The organism is Rouxiella sp. S1S-2 (assembly GCF_009208105.1).
Classification (GTDB): domain Bacteria; phylum Pseudomonadota; class Gammaproteobacteria; order Enterobacterales; family Enterobacteriaceae; genus Rouxiella.
The window spans coordinates 2,626,568-2,642,690 of record NZ_WFKL01000001.1; the positions used below are offsets into that span (position 1 = coordinate 2,626,568).

Here is a 16,123-nt window from a genome sequence, read left to right on the forward strand (position 1 = left end):
CATTTTTTTGTATTTTCACCGGGAAAAAGGTTTATAAATGAAGTTATTAAAAAAGTTGCTGCTTCCTCTCGTGATTGCCGCAAGTGTCCACAGCGTTTGGGCAGCTGATCAGAATGTCCCGTTTTCAAGCTCTTTCCACGTCTCTGCAGATGACGCACTAAAAGCAAAACTGCCTGAGGATATTCTCAAACGTGGTTACATCGTGGCGGGCACTAACCCGAACACCCCGCCGACCACTTTCTATATGGCTGACAATAAAACGCTGGCAGGCCGTGAAATCGATGTGATGACCGCCATAGCCGAAAGGCTGGGCGTAGCGGTTCAGTGGCGTGATACCGGCGGTTTTGACAACATCATTCCTGGTTTGAAATCAGGCCGTTATGACGTCGCATTATCCAACATTAATGCCACCAAGGCGCGTCTGAGTCAGGTCGATTTCATCGGCTATTTCGACGCCTCGCGTCTGGGCATTATTTCACGTAAAGATGCCAACGTTGCGCCGTTTACCTCACTGCAGGATACCTGTGGCAAGCAGGTAGGTGCAGGTGCGGGTACCACACAGCTGCTGCGCCTTGATGAAGCAAGCAAAAAATGCGTCGCCGACGGCAAGCCCGCAATTACTATCGCGACCTTCCCGGATCGTCCTGCGGGCGTTCAGGCAGTGGTCAGCGGGCGTGTCGCCATGTTCTTTGGTCCTTATGAAGGCCTGACCTATCAGGTAAGCAAAGTGCCGGTTCTGACCATGAGCGGTCAGATCACGGTTAACGATGCTCCGGTTTCAATCGCCTTCCCTAAAGCCTCTCCGCTGGAAGATGCGGTGCAGGCCGCGCTGAACTCGCTGATTAAAGACGGTAGCTACCAGAAAATTCTTGATAAGTGGAACATTGGCTACGGCGCGATGAAAGAAGCAAAACGTAACGAAGAGATTTTTTAATGCAAAAGGCAACACCAGAACCGCAGAACGAACTGCGTATTATCGGTAAAAAATACTACGGGCGCTGGTTCAGCGCCTTTGTGGTATTGCTTATTTTACTGGCAGTCGGCAATTCGGTTATCAATAACCCGCGCTTTGAATGGAACGTCATTGCCGAAAATTTCACGGAAGCCTCCATTCTTCACGGTGTCTTGATGACGCTGCAGCTGACGGCAATTTCCGTCATTCTCGGTTTTGCCGGTGGCACCGTACTGGCGTTGATGCGCCTGTCATCCAATCCGGTGCTGTCTGCGGTGAGCTGGGCCTACACGTGGTTCTTCCGCGGCGTGCCGATGCTGGTCCAGCTGTTCCTCTGGTATAACGTTGCCGCGCTGTACCCCAAAATAGCGATCTCGCTGCCGTTCGTTGGTGAGCTGTGGAGCGCCAACGCCAACTCGCTGATCAGTCCGTTTAGCGCGGCGGTGATTGCGCTGGTGATGCATCAATCGGCCTACGCGGCTGAGATTGTGCGCGCCGGTATTCAAAGCGTCGGTCAGGGGCAGTTGGAAGCGGCAAAAGCTCTGGGCTACCGTCCGGCGCAAATTTTCCGTCATACCGTGTTACCGCAGGCGATGCGCGCGATTATGCCACCTGCCGGGAATGAAGTGATCGGTCAGTTGAAAACGACCGCCGTAGTTTCAGTGATTGCGCTGCAGGACGTGCTCTATTCGGCGCAGATTATTTATCAGCGCACTTATGAAGTTATTCCGCTGCTTTTAGTGGCGACGCTGTGGTATCTGCTGATGACGTCAGTACTGTCGGTGGGCCAATACTACGTTGAGCGCTATTTCGGCCGTGGTACGGTGCGCAGTGAAAAACGCTCTTGGATCAAACGCAAAACGCCCGCTCTGGCGGTGAATAAAGAGAGGGCAAACAGCAATGGCTGAGGCTATCGAGTTACGCAATATTACCAAGCGTTTTTCAGGTAATACTATTTTAGACGGCATCAACCTTGATATCACTGCCGGTTCGGTCACGGTGATTTTAGGACCCTCAGGTTCGGGTAAATCGACGCTGCTGCGTTGTATTAACCATCTGGAGAAGCTTGACGGCGGCACTATTCGCATTGGTGGGCATCTGGTGGGATATCAGCAAAAAGGCCACGCGCTGCACGAGTTAAACAGCAAGCAGGTGGCGGCTCAGCGTGCACAAATTGGCATGGTGTTTCAGCAGTTCAATCTGTTCCCGCATCGTACTGTGCTGCAAAACATTATTGATGCACCGATGCGTGTCAAAAAGCAGAATCGTCAGCAGGCAACCTTAAAAGCCCGTTCGCTATTGCAGCAGGTTGGGTTGTCTACGCGTGAAAACGCCTGGCCCGCCGAGCTTTCTGGCGGTCAGCAGCAGCGCGTCGCCATTGCCCGTGCGCTGGCAATGGACCCAGAGGTTATGCTGTTTGATGAACCTACCTCAGCACTCGACCCTGAACTGGTAGGAGAAGTGTTGCAGGTGATTAAAAAACTGGCACACTCAGGCATTACCATGGTCATTGTCACCCATGAGGTCGGCTTTGCCCGTGAAGTGGCGGATAATATCGTCTTTATGGAAGAGGGCAAAATCGTGGCAGCCGGGCCGACTCAGTCGGTGCTCGACGACCAGGAAAACATCCGTGTACGCAACTTCTTATCAACGGTGCTATAGAGGTTAATTACCACTATCCGTGTCCGTTGTTGGCCCTCTTTCAGCCAGGACAAACAGTCTCAATGACCGTGAAATCAACCACTCACAGCTCCCATTGGGGAGCTTTTACCGCTGTTTTGCACGATGATAAACTGGTAGTAACACCTTTTGCTGGCGATCCTGACCCTAGCCCAATCCTTAAAAACTTCGAAAACGCACTGGACCATAAAGTGCGTATTGCCACGCCAATGGTGCGCCGCGGCTGGCTTGAAAACGGCCCGGGGCCAGACGACCGCCGCGGTGACGATGAATATATTGCCATCAGTTGGGAGGAAGCTTACGCGCTGGCCTCCGGTGAGCTTTCTCGCATAGCCGAAGCGCACGGACCTGAGTCTGTTTTTGGCGGCTCATACGGCTGGTCGAGCGCCGGGCGTTTTCATCATGCACAGAGTCAGGTGCACCGTTTCTTAAATACCACCATTGGTGGCTACGTTCGTTCAGTAAACAGCTACAGCTCCGGCGCTGCGTCGGTCATTTTGCCGCACATCGTCGGTGACATGAATGAAATTGCCCGCCGTGGCGTGAGTTGGGAAGAGATTTCAGAACACACCGAAGTGCTATTGTCATTTGGCGGGCTGGCGTTAAAAAACTCACAGGTTGCCAGCGGCGGATTGAGTGAGCACACCGAACGCGGTTTTATTGATAAAGCGGCCAGACGCGGTACAAAATTTATTTCCGTGAGTCCGCTTGAAAGCGACATGCCGGACGAAGCCAACGGTGAATGGCTGCCGATACATCCGGGAACCGATGCTGCACTGATCCTTGCGCTGCTGCACGTATTGAAGGCCAATCAGTGGACCGACGAAGATTTTCTGGCCCGCTACTGTGTGGGCTGGGACAAGCTGGTTGCCTATCTGTGCGGCGCAGAAGACGGTCAGGTACGCGACGCGCAGTGGGCGTCAGAAATTTGCGGCATCAGTGCGGCGCGTATAGAGACGCTGGCCGCTGAGCTGCACGGTAAGCGGGTAATGATTTCGGTGGCGCATGCTTTGCAGCGCGCCGAACACGGCGAACAACCGGTGTGGTTAGGATTGGTGTTGTCCGCTGCACTCGGCCAGCCAGGTCTGCCGGGCGGCGGTTATGGCTATGCACTCGGCGCATTGGGCCATTACGGCAAGCATCATAATCAGGTCTCATTCCCCGCGCTGCCTCAGGGCAAAAACGGCGTGAAGGACTTTATTCCGGTAGCGCGCATCTCTGATATGTTGCTAAATCCTGGGGAAGAATTCCGCTACAACGGCCAGACGTTGCGTTACCCGCACATTAAACTGGCGTGGTGGGCGGGCGGTAATCCGTTCCATCATCATCAGGACTTGGCGCGTCTGCGTCGTGCGTTTAATCAGCTCGATACCTTAATTGTGCATGAAGTTGCCTGGACTGCTACCGCGCGCCACGCTGATATTGTGCTGCCTGCCACCATGACGCTGGAGCGTGAAGACGTGGGCGGGGCGCCGACCGACCGGCATCTGTTTGCCATGCAGCCGGTAGCAAAACCTTTTGGTGAGGCGAAAGACGATTACTCGATTTTTGCCGAGTTGGCAAAACGCCTTGGTCGCGAACAGGTTTTCACCGAAGGGCGCACGGCTAGAGAATGGCTGCAACACCTTTATCATCAGATGCAGGAGAAGTGTGAGCAGCAAAATATCAGCGTGCCGAACTTTGAACAGTTTTGGGAAATTGGCCACCTGCAGCTGCCACAGCTCAAAGACGGTGGCAGACTGCTGCGTAATCTGCGCAACGACCCTGATAAGCATCCTTTGCCGACGCCGAGCGGAAAAATAGAGATTTTTTCGCAGACTATTGCCGATTTTAACGATATGGACTGTCCGGGCCATCCGGTTTGGCTTGAGCCAACGCAAAAGCCCGACAGCCAAAATCCGCTGTATCTGATAGCCAATCAGCCAGCCACTAAGCTGCACAGCCAGCTCGACTATGGCAAGCACAGCGTGAGCCAGAAGCTCGACGGGCGGGAGATTTGTCGGCTGCATCCACACGACGCCTTAAGTCGCGGGATTAAAGTCGGTGATACGGTGATTATCAGTAATTTGCGTGGTGCGGTGTTGGCCAGCGTGGAGATAAGTGAGCAAATTATGCCCGGCGTCATACAGCTACCGACCGGCGCCTGGTATGACCCGCAGGACGCACGCGCGCCAGTGCCGCTATGCCGTCATGGCAACCCTAACGTGTTAACGCTCGACGTGGGAACGTCTTCGTTGGCGCAGGGATGCTGCGGGCAGATTACCACGGTGGATATTGCCCGTTATGAAGGGACGGCTCCGGCAGTTCAGGCTTTTGAACCGCCGGTAGTGTTATACCGCTAAGGTTGGAAAGACGTCAGACGCCTTGCCAGTTCAGGCAGGGCGTCTGACGTTGCCAGTTGGCACAAAGCTTCTATTTCATCCCACATCTGCGGCGAACGCAGCGACAGACAGCTTTGCAGTTTGAGCCGTAAATTCACCCCTTTTGCCACGCTCTGCTGGCGTGTCACGCGGCACGTTAACCGCTCACCGCTTTTGCGTGACAATGTCACTTGATGGAAGCGCTGGGTCGGGTCTATTTCGTCCGGCGGTGCAGTCATGTCCGGGCAGCGACGTACTTTGCTGGCCAACGCATTGATTTCGCTATCGACCGGTCCTTCACCAAAATCACTTAGACTCAGGCGATTGTGCAACAGCGTGGCGGCAATGACGTACTCAAGGCTAAAGCGTGCTTCGATTCCGCTGTGAGGATGTGTCACCGACGCCGCAATATCGCCGCCCGGTGGGAAAGAAACCTCAATGCTGTCGATATCGGCAAACAAATCGGCAGGCGTTTTCTCGCTCTTTTCGAGCCATTCGGCTCGCAGGATAAATGCGGCGTCTGCAGCACTGTGAGTGCCTGCACAGGTAGGATAAGGTTTGAACTCCAGCCCCGGCGATACAATGCGCCACGGCGTGCCCCAGTCGGCCGTCAATTTTTCAAGCTGTTGCTGGCCGCCACCGCCGCTGACAAGAAATGCCTCCAGCACGCCCTCGGACTGACCGTCGAATCCTGAAAGTGCCAGCTTGGTGGCAGTCACTGCAGATTCGGCGGCAAATCCCGCATGCAGCGGCTTAACAGCTGAACCAAACTGGGCGCGCAATCCGCTGGCGCGCGTGGCCGCGATACCCAAAATATTGGCGGTTTGTGACACACTGGCACCTACTAATCTGGCCGCTGCCGCCGCTGCGGCAATCGAACCCAGCGTGGCGGTGCTGTGGTATCCGGCCTTATAGTGCTGCGGACCGGCGGCTAAACCCAGGCGTCCCGCCGTTTCAACGCCAATAATATAGGCATCGAGGAACACATCGCCTTCTTTATCAGCATTTTCCTGCGCCAGCGCAAACAGCGCGGGAAGGATGACGGTGGTCGGATGCCCGCGAAAATCAGGGTGAAAATCGTCAAAGTCCAGCGCATGTCCGGCATAACCGAGCAGCAGGGCGCGAGTTTGTGCATCGTCAGCGCGATAAACCTGCAGCAGACTTTTCAGCGGCGTATCGGCGATATCGCCCTGAACAATCGGCAGGGCGACGGCCACAAAATCGAGCAGACCAGCGCGGGCCCGCTCGCGTGCTTCACTCGTGGGCCTGGCGTTAACGACAAGCTGAGACAGTTGCTGGGTTAACGTCGCAGTAGGCCGTTGGCTCATTGCAATTTTTCCAGCGCCTTGACGGCCAGGCGGTGCAGATAGTCGGCGGTGGGGAACAGGGCCTTGTCGTCAACGCGAAAAGCAGGGTGATGCAGTGCATAAGGGCCACCGGAGCCAACCATAATAAAGGCGCCGCGGATCTGTTGCTGATAAAAGGCGAAATCTTCACCAATCGGGCTGGCTTCTACGGTTAATGCTTCAAAGCCTGCCGACGGCGCGTGCTCAAGGGCAAACTCGACCCACTCGGCGTCATTGACTACGGAAGGAGGGCCCGCCAGCCAGTTCAACGTGATGGTCGCCTCGAAGGCATCGCCTATGCCCTGCAAAATCTGCCGCAGTCTGCGTTCTATAAGCTCGCGCGTGTTCTGGTTAAAAGTGCGTACCGTGCCTTCAAGCCAGGCTTTATCGGGGATGACGTTCCAGGTTGACCCGCTGTGCACTTGCGTAATCGACACCACGGCATTGTGATCGGACGGCACATTGCGACTCAGCAGGGTTTGCACTGCGCCGATTACCTGTCCGAGAATAATAACCGGATCGTTGCCGTCGTGTGGGCGTGCAGCGTGGCTACCGGTGCCGGTAATGGTGATATCAAAGCGGTCAACGCCGGCAGTTAACGCCCCAGCCTTGCTGCCCAGCACGCCAACCGGCAGGGTTGGATCGTTGTGAATACCGAAAATAACGGCGGCATCATCAAGTGCACCGGTAGCTAACAGCGCAGGAGCACCTTCAAAGATTTCTTCGGCCGCCTGAAACAGAATACGCACGCGGCCCGGCAGCGTATGTTCGATTTTTTTCAACAAAATCGCCGCGCCGAGTGCGGCAGAGGCGTGAAAGTCGTGACCACAGGCGTGCATCACGCCCACATTTTGCGACACGTAATCAACGCCCGACTGCTCTTCAATCGGCAGTGCGTCAATGTCCGAGCGCAGAACCACCAAGTGTGGCGAATTAGCGTCGCCCAGTTCAGCCACCAGCCCAGTCTTAAGCGGCAGGTCAACGATGCGGATCTGGTGTTGATCGAGCACGGCTTTTATACGCGCCGTGGTTTCAAACTCATGGTTAGAAAGTTCGGGGAAACGGTGCAGCTCAAGGCGAAACGCCTGAATGAATTGGGCGATATCCTGATGTTCTGGAAGAATTTTCATAATAATGTTCCTTTGCTCAGACCTGTCTAGGCAGGATTAACGTTTTTCCTGGCGAGATAACCACTTATCGTGCGCAGCGGGGTCGAGGATTTTTTTCATAAATAGCGTTATGTGCCCCTTGCCAGAATCTTTTTCGTGCATCGGCTCAAAGCCACGTTTCTTATATAACTCTTTTAACCACGGATGATTTACCGCGGTGCCAAGTGAAACGGCGGGTGCCTTGAGCTGTTTGACGACGATCTCTTGCTCAACCCAGTCTTGAATTTTTTTCCCCCAGCCGTGGCCGCTATAGTCAGGGTGCGCGCCAAACCAGCCGATGTGCGGCAGACCAAACGGGCCGGGTAAGGTACCCCACGGGTAACGCAACGTCACTGAGGAAACCATAATATCGTCTACGAACAGTGCATAAACGTCATGTTCAGTGAGGTGTTTAGTGGCGCGAGCTAAATCGGCCGTAGCAGCATCGAAATGAATCCCGAGAGCCTTAATAGGCGCGTAGGCGGCCAGCATCAGTTCGAGATATTCCTGGTTATCGTCGGTGGTGAGTTGCCTGAAAACTTGGTTCATCAATGTTCTCGTCTTTGCGCGGTGAAATTACGGTCGATGGTGTAATAGATAAGATGCCTGGAAATGCTCTTTTCATTATCTTTTCTTTAACTACACATGCATAGCAAGCTTTGCTCTTTCTTTATCTAAAAATAAGATAAGCAATTGCGAATTATGGAAAAGCGATATACCAGTAAGTGATTGCTTATTTCTTTTTTTCTCGTAGCATTTATTTAAATTAAACGAACAGGTTATCGACGTGCTTGCAATCAAATCCCCTCAGACCTATTACCATAAGTCCGGCATTCGCGCTCAGGTAGGTGAATATATTGCTCCGCTGGCGAAACACATTGCAATCATCACCACCTCGCGTGCCTGGGAAGCCGTTAACCCGGAGCTTGAAACCAGCCTGCAAGCGCATAATATTCAGTACCGCGTCGCATTTCTTGCCGGTGAATGCTCTGACGAAGCGATTGCCGAACACACTGGCAACGTTAAAGCTCAGGGCGCAGAATTGGTGCTGGGCATTGGCGGCGGGCGGGTACTGGACACCGCCAAAGGCGTAGGGAATTTGCTTGCAGACGTAGCGATTGTCACTTTTCCAACCGTGGCGGCCACCTGCGCCGCCTGGTCCCCGATCACCATCGTTTATAATGAGGCCGGCGGGCACGTTCGCAGCCAGCCGCTGACCAAAATGCCCGTGCTGGTGCTGGTCGACAGCGAGGTGATTGCCAATAGCGACGTCCGCTTCCTCAAGGCTGGCATCGTCGACGCACTGGCAAAGTGGTATGAATTCCGTCCTTACCAGCAGAAAAATCGAGACAGTCTGGCGCTAAACCTCAAGGTACAGGCGGCACGCTTCGCCGTAGAGACCTTTATTGAATTCGGCCAGCAGGCGGTTGAAGACAACCAACAGCACAAGGTGACGACCGCGCTGGTGAAAGTGATTGATGCCAACATTGCCGTAGCCGGTATGGCTAACAGCATGCGCGATGATTTCCCTGCGCCAGGCGTGGCCCACGCGCTGCACAACCGCATGACACATCAACCCGAGCTGCACGATTGGCTGCACGGGGAAAAGGTAGGTTATGGACTGCTGCTACAGTCGATTCTTGAAAATAACGGTGGCGCGCCGGACGCCGACCTGCTGGCATTGCTGAAACAGTTCGATGCGCCGCTGCGCCTGCCGCAAACCCTTGGCGATCGTGCAGAGACCCTGCAGGCTATGGCGCAAGAGGTCAAATTTTCCGCGCAAAATGCGGCACGACTGCCGTTCACGCTCTCAGCGACGACCATTCTGCAGGCGCTCGAGGCCACAGACGGTCATTTCTAACCGCCGATGATCATTCAACGCGGTGAGTACGAAAGACATCACCGCGACGCTTCTCATTAAAATTTTGAATCACATTAAGGAACACCATGACCAGGTCCTCAACATCTCCCCGTCAAATGCGCTTAGGTCTGTTTGTACAACCCCTCGGCCACCACGTCAGCGGCTGGCGTCTCACTGAGCGCCTCGGTTCACCAACCGACATTAACTGGCTGATAAGTATCGCTAAAAAGGCTGAAGAAGGCACCTTTGACATGTTTTTTGTGGGCGACGCGCTGGCGACCAACGTGCATCGTTTACCGTCAACCATGGCCCGCCTTGAACCACTGACGCTGCTTTCAGCCGTAGCCGTTAACACCCGACATATCGGCCTGGCGGCTACCGCCTCAACCACCTTTAGTGACCCGTTCACGCTGGCAAGAAGCTTCTCGTCGCTGGACCACATCAGCGGTGGCCGCGCAGCCTGGAACGTGGTGACTTCGTATTCCAATGACGTTGCACGCAATTTTAGTAAAGAAGATATGCCGGGCCACGCCGACCGCTATGCCAAAGCCACCGAGTTTTTAGAAGTCGCGAATAAGCTGTGGGAAGGCTGGCAGGAAGGGGCCGTCATCGCCAACAAAGAGAGCGGCCAGTACTTCGTCGACGACAAAATTAACGAGATAAACCACCGCGGCGAACATTATCAAGTGCAGGGCCCGCTCAATATCACACGTTCACCGCAGGGCAAGCCGGTCATTATTGAAGCCGGTTCTTCCGCTGACGGACAAAAATTGGCCGCGGCCACGGCAGAAGTGGTATTTACCGCCTCCGCCAGTCTGGAAGAAGGTCAGGCGTTTTATCGTTCGCAAAAACAGCAGGTTATTGAGGCCGGTCGCAACCCCGATCACGTGCTGATCCTGCCGGGCGTTATGCCGATCGTTGGCCGCACGCTGGCCGAAGCGAAAGAGACCTGGCGTCAACTGAACCTGCTGGTTGATATTGACAATGGAATCAGGCAGCTTTCTGCACGTTTTGGTCTCGATATGACTCAGTATCCGCTGGATGGACCGGTGCCGGAAATTCCTGCCGTTGAGGGTAACCAGAGCCGCGTGAAGCTGCTGACCGAATTAGCCGAGCGTGAGAATCTGACGCTGCGTGAGCTTGCCGCGATAGCGGCGGGATCCCGTGGGCACCGCGTGATTGTAGGCACAGCTGAAGACATCGCCGACGATCTTCAACTGTGGATTGAGCAACAGGGCGCAGACGGCTTTAACATTATGCCGGCAATTATTCCCGAGCAGCTGGACCTGTTCGTTGAGTTGGTTATCCCGGTGCTGAGAAAACGTGGTCTGTTCCGTGAAAGCTATGAATTCTCGACGCTGCGTGAAAATCTGGGCCTGCCGATTGCCTAAATGGGCGCTGCTTCTCGTTAAAGAGTAGGGGTTATGATGACTGTTGTTGATTCAAAAATCGTGTTGTCGGACCGCGTGCAGCGGGTTTCAATGTCGCCAAACGCCGCGGCCAAGCAGTTGACCAACAGCCTGAAAGAGGCGGGCGTCGATATTGCAGATCTGACGACCGGCGAGCCGGACTTTGATACGCCCGATCATATTAAACAGGCGGCCTATGCCGCCATTAAGCGCGGCGAAACCAAATACACGCCAACGCCGGGCATCAAAGCGCTGCGTCAGTCGGTACAACGTAAACTACTGCGCGAGAACAATCTGCCGTTTGATGCTGACCACATCGTCATTGCCAACGGAGCCAAGCAAATCATTTTCAACGCCTTTGCTGCCACGTTGAACGACGGCGATGAAGTGCTGGTGCCGGTTCCTTACTGGCCGACATTTCCTGACAGCGTGCGTTTTAACGGTGGCATACCGGTATTTTTAAACTGTCCGATTGAGCAGGGTTATAAGCTGACGCCTACTCAACTCGAGCAGGCCATTACCTCACGTACTCGATGGATTATCCTTAACAACCCTGGCAATCCAAGCGGGGCGGTATACACCGCTGATGAACTTTCTGCGCTGGCGAAGGTTCTGCGTCGTCATCCGCAGGTACTGGTGATGCTTGATGAGCTTTATGAACACGTGCTCTTCGACGGTCGTCAGCACGTCAGCTTACTCAACCTAGCCGCCGATTTGCGCGAGCGTACGTTGCTGGTCGGTGGGGTATCGAAAACCTACGCGATGACCGGCTGGCGTATCGGCTATGGTGCGGGGCCAAAAGCCCTGACTCAGGCAATGGCAGTGGTGCAGTCGCAAAACAGCTCTGGCGCCAGTTCGGTAAGCCAGGCGGCAGCAGTGGCGGCGTTCGACGGTGGACTTGAATTCATCAAGCCTCAGGTTGCGGCCTATCAGGCGCGCCGTGACGTACTGGTTGATACGCTTTCTGCAGTTGACGGACTCAAACTGCTGCGACCTGACGGCGCCTTTTTTATTTTCTGCCACTGCGAAGGATTGCTGGGGCGTCAACGCACCGACGGTAAAACGCTAGAGTCAGAGTCTGACGTCATGAATTTCCTGCTTGAAAGCGGCGTGTCTGGCGTCTCAGGCAGTGCCTTTGGCTTATCACCGTACTTCCGCCTGTCTATTGCCACCGAATTTGACACCGTAGCTGAAGCTGGGCGACGTATTGCCGCGGCCTGCGCATTATTAAAGTAATCAAAATGGGCGTGATGTACTTCACTCCCAATTCTTATGTAACAAAGTAATAACACTTTGCGCTGAGTATTTACAAATATAAATATTTAACATCAAATGAATAACACCTATTACTACTAAGGGTTATTCGATGTTAACCAGAAGGCAACTCCTAAAATCTGGCGCTTATTTATCAGGATTCGCAGCACTCAATCCTCTCCTCTCCTGGGCAGTACCTCCTGCACAAAGCAGTGATACTGCAGCTTTTTACACACTTTCGCTCCTACTCACCGGCCGTGCACAGCTAAGTCAGGTGGTTACTCAGCGCGCGCTTCATTGCCTTAGCGAAGAAGATGCGCATTTCCCGTCCCACATGCAGCAATTGGTGAAAGCGCTTGCCGACGCAGGCATTACGCATGCCGATCAACTCAACGGCCACCCGATCATGTCTGAGGCTGGAACCGGTGCCACGGCTAAAAAAATCATTTCTGCCTGGTATCTGGGCTTTACCGGTACGCCGGTGGCGCAGCGCGCGGTCGATAACACCCGTTTTGTCACCTACACCGACGCGCTGATGTATGCACCGACAATTGATGCCACCGTTATTCCAACCTATTCGCGCGGCCATACCAATTACTGGACGCAGCCTCCAGCAACGATAAAAAACGATTAACTCTTTTGATATTTATGTGAGCCAGAGATGACTAAACAATATGATGCCGATGTCATTGTGATCGGTTCGGGCGCGCTGGGCAGCAATGCGGCGTATACCTTGGCCCTTAAGGGCCGCTCGGTGATTATTTTGGAGGCCGGTGAGAAAATCCCGCGCTGGAAAATCGTCGAAAACTTCCGCAACTCCCCCAAAAAAGGCAATTATAATTCGCCTTATCCCAATGAACCTTGGGCACATCACTCCTATGATGAGCAGTATATCGAAAACACAGGTTCATTTGATTTCCGGCCTGGCATGCTGAAACTTGTTGGTGGTACAACCTGGCACTGGGCGGCAGCCTGCTGGCGTTATCTTCCTAATGATATGAAGATTAAAACGCTGTACGGCGTAGGTCGCGACTGGCCGATGGAATATGACCAGCTGGAGCCTTATTACCAAAAAGCCGAAGAAGCGCTGGGCGTTTGCGGCAGTGATACTGATGACCAAAGCGGGCAGGCGGGTCAGCCATTCCCGCCGCGCTCCAAGCCTTATCCGATGGAGCCAGAAGGAGAAACTTACCTTTTTCAGCGGGTGAAAAACCGCCTCAGCCCGGCGGGCTATCATTTTATTCACGAACCTAACGGTCGCGCCACACGGCCCTACGATGGACGCCCCGCATGCAGCGGCAACAACAACTGTATGCCCGTGTGCCCGATTGGATCGATGTACAGCGGCGACAAACATGCACAACATGCCGAAGACGCGGGGGCGCAGCTTCTGACAGATGCCACGGCATGGAAACTTGAAAAGGGGGCTGACGGGAAAATTGTTGCGGTACACGTCCGCAGCTCCAAGGGTGAAGACAAACGTCTGACCGCCAAATATTTCATCGTCGCCGCCCACGGGCTGGAGACGCCGAAACTGCTGCTCATTTCCGACGTCGCCAACAGTTCCGACCAAGTGGGACGTAACCTGATGGACCACACCGGCATGGGGCTGCAGTTTTTAGCCGATGAGCCCGTCTGGCCGGGACGCGGTGCCGTTCAGCAGGGGGGGATTTTCAACTATCGCGACGGCGATTTCCGCAAACAACACGCCGCCATCAAGCATGCAATGTCTAACAACGTCCCCAATATGTCCGTTGCGCAGCGTTTAATCGCGCAGGGCGTAACCGGCAGCGAGCTGGATAAGCAAATTCGCCATCAGGCCGCGCGCTGGGTGGATATCTCTACGGTATTTGAAATTCTCCCGCACGCTACCAACACCGTCAGGCCCAGCACAACGCGTAAAGATGCCCTGGGTATTCCGATGCTGACCGTGCACTACGAGGTGGATGACTATGTAAAAGCGGCGAAAAACGTCGTGGACGCCGATTATAAAAAATTCGTCACTTTGATGGGCGGCACAGTGATTGAAGACAACACCGGCTGGCAAAACCGTGATCACCTGATGGGCACAGTGATCATGGGCGATAACCAGAAAGACTCAGTGGTCAATCATGAGTGCCGCACCTGGGATCACAGCAATCTGTTCCTCGCGACCACGGGCGTTATCCCTGCTTCCGGGGTGATTAACCCAACGTTAACGGGCGTCGCACTCAGTATCCGTGCGGCAGAAATCATCGACAAAGAGATTTGAGCAGAGGACTATCATGAAAACTCGTTTCAAGCTTTTAGCCGCGGCCGTCGTGACCGCGGGACTGTTCAACGTCACTTCGGCGCTGGCCGCTGATGTCTCTACTGCACAATTAATCAAACGCGGTGAATATATTGCGGTGGCCGCTGACTGCGGTGCCTGCCATCGACAGACCCTCGAAGACGGAAAACCTTACGCTGGCGGCTATGCGATTGATTCTCCGATGGGGCGAATCATTGCGAGTAATATCACGCCGTCCAAGCAGTTTGGCATCGGCAATTACAGTGAAAAACAGTTTGCCGATGCGGTACGCAAAGGTGTAGCAAGCGACGGCAGTAATCTCTATCCGGCCATGCCTTATACTGCCTATCACGGTATGACGGATGACGACGTTCACGCGCTCTATACCTACTTTATGCAGGGCGTAGCACCTGTGGACCATGCACCGGAAGCTAAAACGCAGTTGGGCTTCCCGTTTAATGTTCGCCAGATTATGTGGGGCTGGAACTTGCTTTACCGAAGTGATAAACCCTTCGTCAATCAGCCCGGTGCCTCTGATGAACTCAATCGCGGTAAATATCTGGTCGACGTGCTGGGACACTGTAGTACCTGTCACACGCCGCGCAATATGATGATGGCGGAAAACAGTGATAAAAATCTGTCTGGCAGTCCGTTGGGCGGTTGGTATGCACCGAACATAACGCCGGATAAAAGCGGGATTGGTAGCTGGAGTCAGAGTGACATTGTCACTTATCTGAAAACCGGTCATCTTGCGGGCAAAGCGCAAGCGGCGGGGCCGATGGGCGAAGCCGTTGAGCACAGCTTCCGTTACCTAACCGAGGCTGATTTGAATGCAATGGCGATGTGGATCAAGCAGGTTCCAGCTATTTCAACGCCGATTGCGCAGGTCTCGTCTAGTGCACCCGGGGCGACAGATATCAATCTTATTGTTTCCGGACAGGGCAGCCAGTCTTCGCTGGCAGACAGCTCAAGCACCCACGGTGCAGAGCTTTACAACGATGCATGCGCCAGTTGTCACGGTATAGAAGGCCAAGGGACTAAAGACAATTTTTATCCTTCTTTGACCAGCAATACCGCTGTTTCTGGTCCGACGGCACAGAATCTGGTGATGACGGTGGTAGACGGCCTGCATCGCAAAGGCAGTGACAGTGATGTCAGCATGCCCGCTTTTGGTCAGCAGATGAATGATGCCCAGATTGCGGCAGTCAGCAGCTATGTTCGCAGCCAGTTCGGCAATATCAAAGAACCGGTTGCCGTCGATCAGGTCAAAACGTGGCGCAGTGGTGGCGAAACGCCCTTTATCGTACGTTATGTTAACTTGCTGATGGCCGCCGGTGCATTAGCGGTGCTTTTAATTCTGTTTGCATTGCTGCGCTTGCGTAAAAAAGCGTAGGCGACAACTGGCTCGCACATAGTGATCGTTTTCAACGGGGTTATCCCTGTAGGATGTTTAAGCACTTTCAAGTAAATCTTTTTTAGCGGAGAGAACCATGCCACACGTAGATTTGAAGTTTATTACCCGTAATCTGACAGAAACCCAGCAAAACGCTATTTCTGACGACATTATCGCGGTACTGAAGAAGCATTTTGGCAGTTCTGATGACTCGGTCTCGATCAAACTGAATGAAATTCCGGCTGATGACTGGAAAAGCGCCGTGTATGAGCCCATCATCAAGCCCCACCTTGACGAGCTGGTAAAAAAACCAGGCTATAAACTGGACTAAGTCTCGCCATTATTTTAGCACTGGCCGCTACACCTCTACGGCCAGTGCTGTTATTTAAATTATGTTAACGAAACGTTTACTTTACACCCTCTGTCCGCTTGCTCATTGATGTTCTATTAA

Annotated in this window: 14 protein-coding genes; 11 read left to right on the forward strand and 3 right to left on the reverse strand. The window is 53.8% G+C overall.

Annotated features, from left to right (window positions below):
- The first annotated feature begins 37 nt into the window (after nt 1–37).
- The 4 genes from GA565_RS12360 to GA565_RS12375 all read left to right on the forward strand — a co-directional run bounded on the left by GA565_RS12360 (nt 38) and on the right by GA565_RS12375 (nt 4,974).
- Nucleotides 38–934, forward strand: a complete 897-nt coding sequence (locus tag GA565_RS12360) for an ABC transporter substrate-binding protein (RefSeq protein WP_152198689.1) — start codon at nt 38–40, stop codon at nt 932–934.
- Nucleotides 934–1,860 carry an amino acid ABC transporter permease gene (locus GA565_RS12365; protein WP_152198690.1) on the forward strand — a complete coding sequence of 309 codons (927 nt, stop codon included), beginning with the start codon at nt 934–936 and terminating at the stop codon, nt 1,858–1,860. The genes GA565_RS12360 and GA565_RS12365 overlap by 1 nt, the downstream gene beginning before the upstream one ends.
- Nucleotides 1,853–2,614, forward strand: a complete 762-nt coding sequence (locus GA565_RS12370) for an amino acid ABC transporter ATP-binding protein (RefSeq protein WP_152198691.1) — start codon at nt 1,853–1,855, stop codon at nt 2,612–2,614. Before GA565_RS12365 ends, GA565_RS12370 begins: the two co-directional genes overlap by 8 nt.
- A gap of 62 nt (nt 2,615–2,676) precedes the next feature.
- The gene (locus tag GA565_RS12375; RefSeq protein WP_152198692.1) at nt 2,677–4,974 is read left to right on the forward strand and encodes a molybdopterin-dependent oxidoreductase; all 2,298 of its coding nucleotides are present in this window, start codon (nt 2,677–2,679) and stop codon (nt 4,972–4,974) included.
- Here the strand turns inward: GA565_RS12375 and GA565_RS12380 are convergent.
- The 3 genes from GA565_RS12380 to GA565_RS12390 are packed head-to-tail and all read right to left on the reverse strand — an operon-like array spanning nt 4,971 to nt 8,035.
- A complete protein-coding gene (locus GA565_RS12380; protein ID WP_152198693.1) occupies nt 4,971–6,320 on the reverse strand; it encodes an MmgE/PrpD family protein in 1,350 nt (449 codons plus the stop codon). The two genes, GA565_RS12375 and GA565_RS12380, sit on opposite strands and share 4 nt — an antisense overlap.
- Nucleotides 6,317–7,468 carry an amidohydrolase gene (locus GA565_RS12385; protein WP_152198694.1) on the reverse strand — a complete coding sequence of 384 codons (1,152 nt, stop codon included), beginning with the start codon at nt 7,466–7,468 and terminating at the stop codon, nt 6,317–6,319. The genes GA565_RS12380 and GA565_RS12385 overlap by 4 nt, the downstream gene beginning before the upstream one ends.
- 36 nt (nt 7,469–7,504) lie before the next feature.
- On the reverse strand, nt 7,505–8,035 hold the full coding sequence (locus GA565_RS12390; RefSeq protein ID WP_152198695.1) for a GNAT family N-acetyltransferase: 531 nt from the start codon (nt 8,033–8,035) through the stop codon (nt 7,505–7,507).
- A gap of 238 nt (nt 8,036–8,273) precedes the next feature.
- On the opposite strand from GA565_RS12390, the gene GA565_RS12395 reads away from it, so the two are divergent.
- The 7 genes from GA565_RS12395 to pptA all read left to right on the forward strand — a co-directional run bounded on the left by GA565_RS12395 (nt 8,274) and on the right by pptA (nt 16,003).
- Entirely contained in the window at nt 8,274–9,347 is a 1,074-nt protein-coding gene (locus tag GA565_RS12395; protein WP_152198696.1) for an iron-containing alcohol dehydrogenase family protein, read from the forward strand.
- An 86-nt stretch (nt 9,348–9,433) separates the two neighbouring features.
- A complete protein-coding gene (locus GA565_RS12400) occupies nt 9,434–10,738 on the forward strand; it encodes an LLM class flavin-dependent oxidoreductase (protein ID WP_152198697.1) in 1,305 nt (434 codons plus the stop codon).
- A gap of 33 nt (nt 10,739–10,771) precedes the next feature.
- Entirely contained in the window at nt 10,772–11,992 is a 1,221-nt protein-coding gene (locus tag GA565_RS12405) for an aminotransferase class I/II-fold pyridoxal phosphate-dependent enzyme (RefSeq protein WP_370518045.1), read from the forward strand.
- A gap of 130 nt (nt 11,993–12,122) precedes the next feature.
- Nucleotides 12,123–12,644 carry a sugar dehydrogenase complex small subunit gene (locus GA565_RS12410; protein WP_152198698.1) on the forward strand — a complete coding sequence of 174 codons (522 nt, stop codon included), beginning with the start codon at nt 12,123–12,125 and terminating at the stop codon, nt 12,642–12,644.
- A gap of 27 nt (nt 12,645–12,671) precedes the next feature.
- Nucleotides 12,672–14,261: a GMC family oxidoreductase gene (locus tag GA565_RS12415; protein WP_152198699.1), complete on the forward strand. Its 1,590-nt coding sequence runs from the start codon at nt 12,672–12,674 to the stop codon at nt 14,259–14,261.
- Nucleotides 14,262–14,274: 13 nt separating this feature from the next.
- Nucleotides 14,275–15,672 (forward strand): cytochrome c, encoded by a 1,398-nt coding sequence (locus tag GA565_RS12420; RefSeq protein ID WP_152198700.1) that lies wholly within the window; start codon nt 14,275–14,277, stop codon nt 15,670–15,672.
- Between the two features lie 97 nt (nt 15,673–15,769).
- Nucleotides 15,770–16,003, forward strand: coding sequence for a tautomerase PptA (gene pptA, locus GA565_RS12425; protein ID WP_152198701.1), 234 nt, complete (start codon nt 15,770–15,772; stop codon nt 16,001–16,003).
- Nucleotides 16,004–16,123 lie beyond the last annotated feature (120 nt).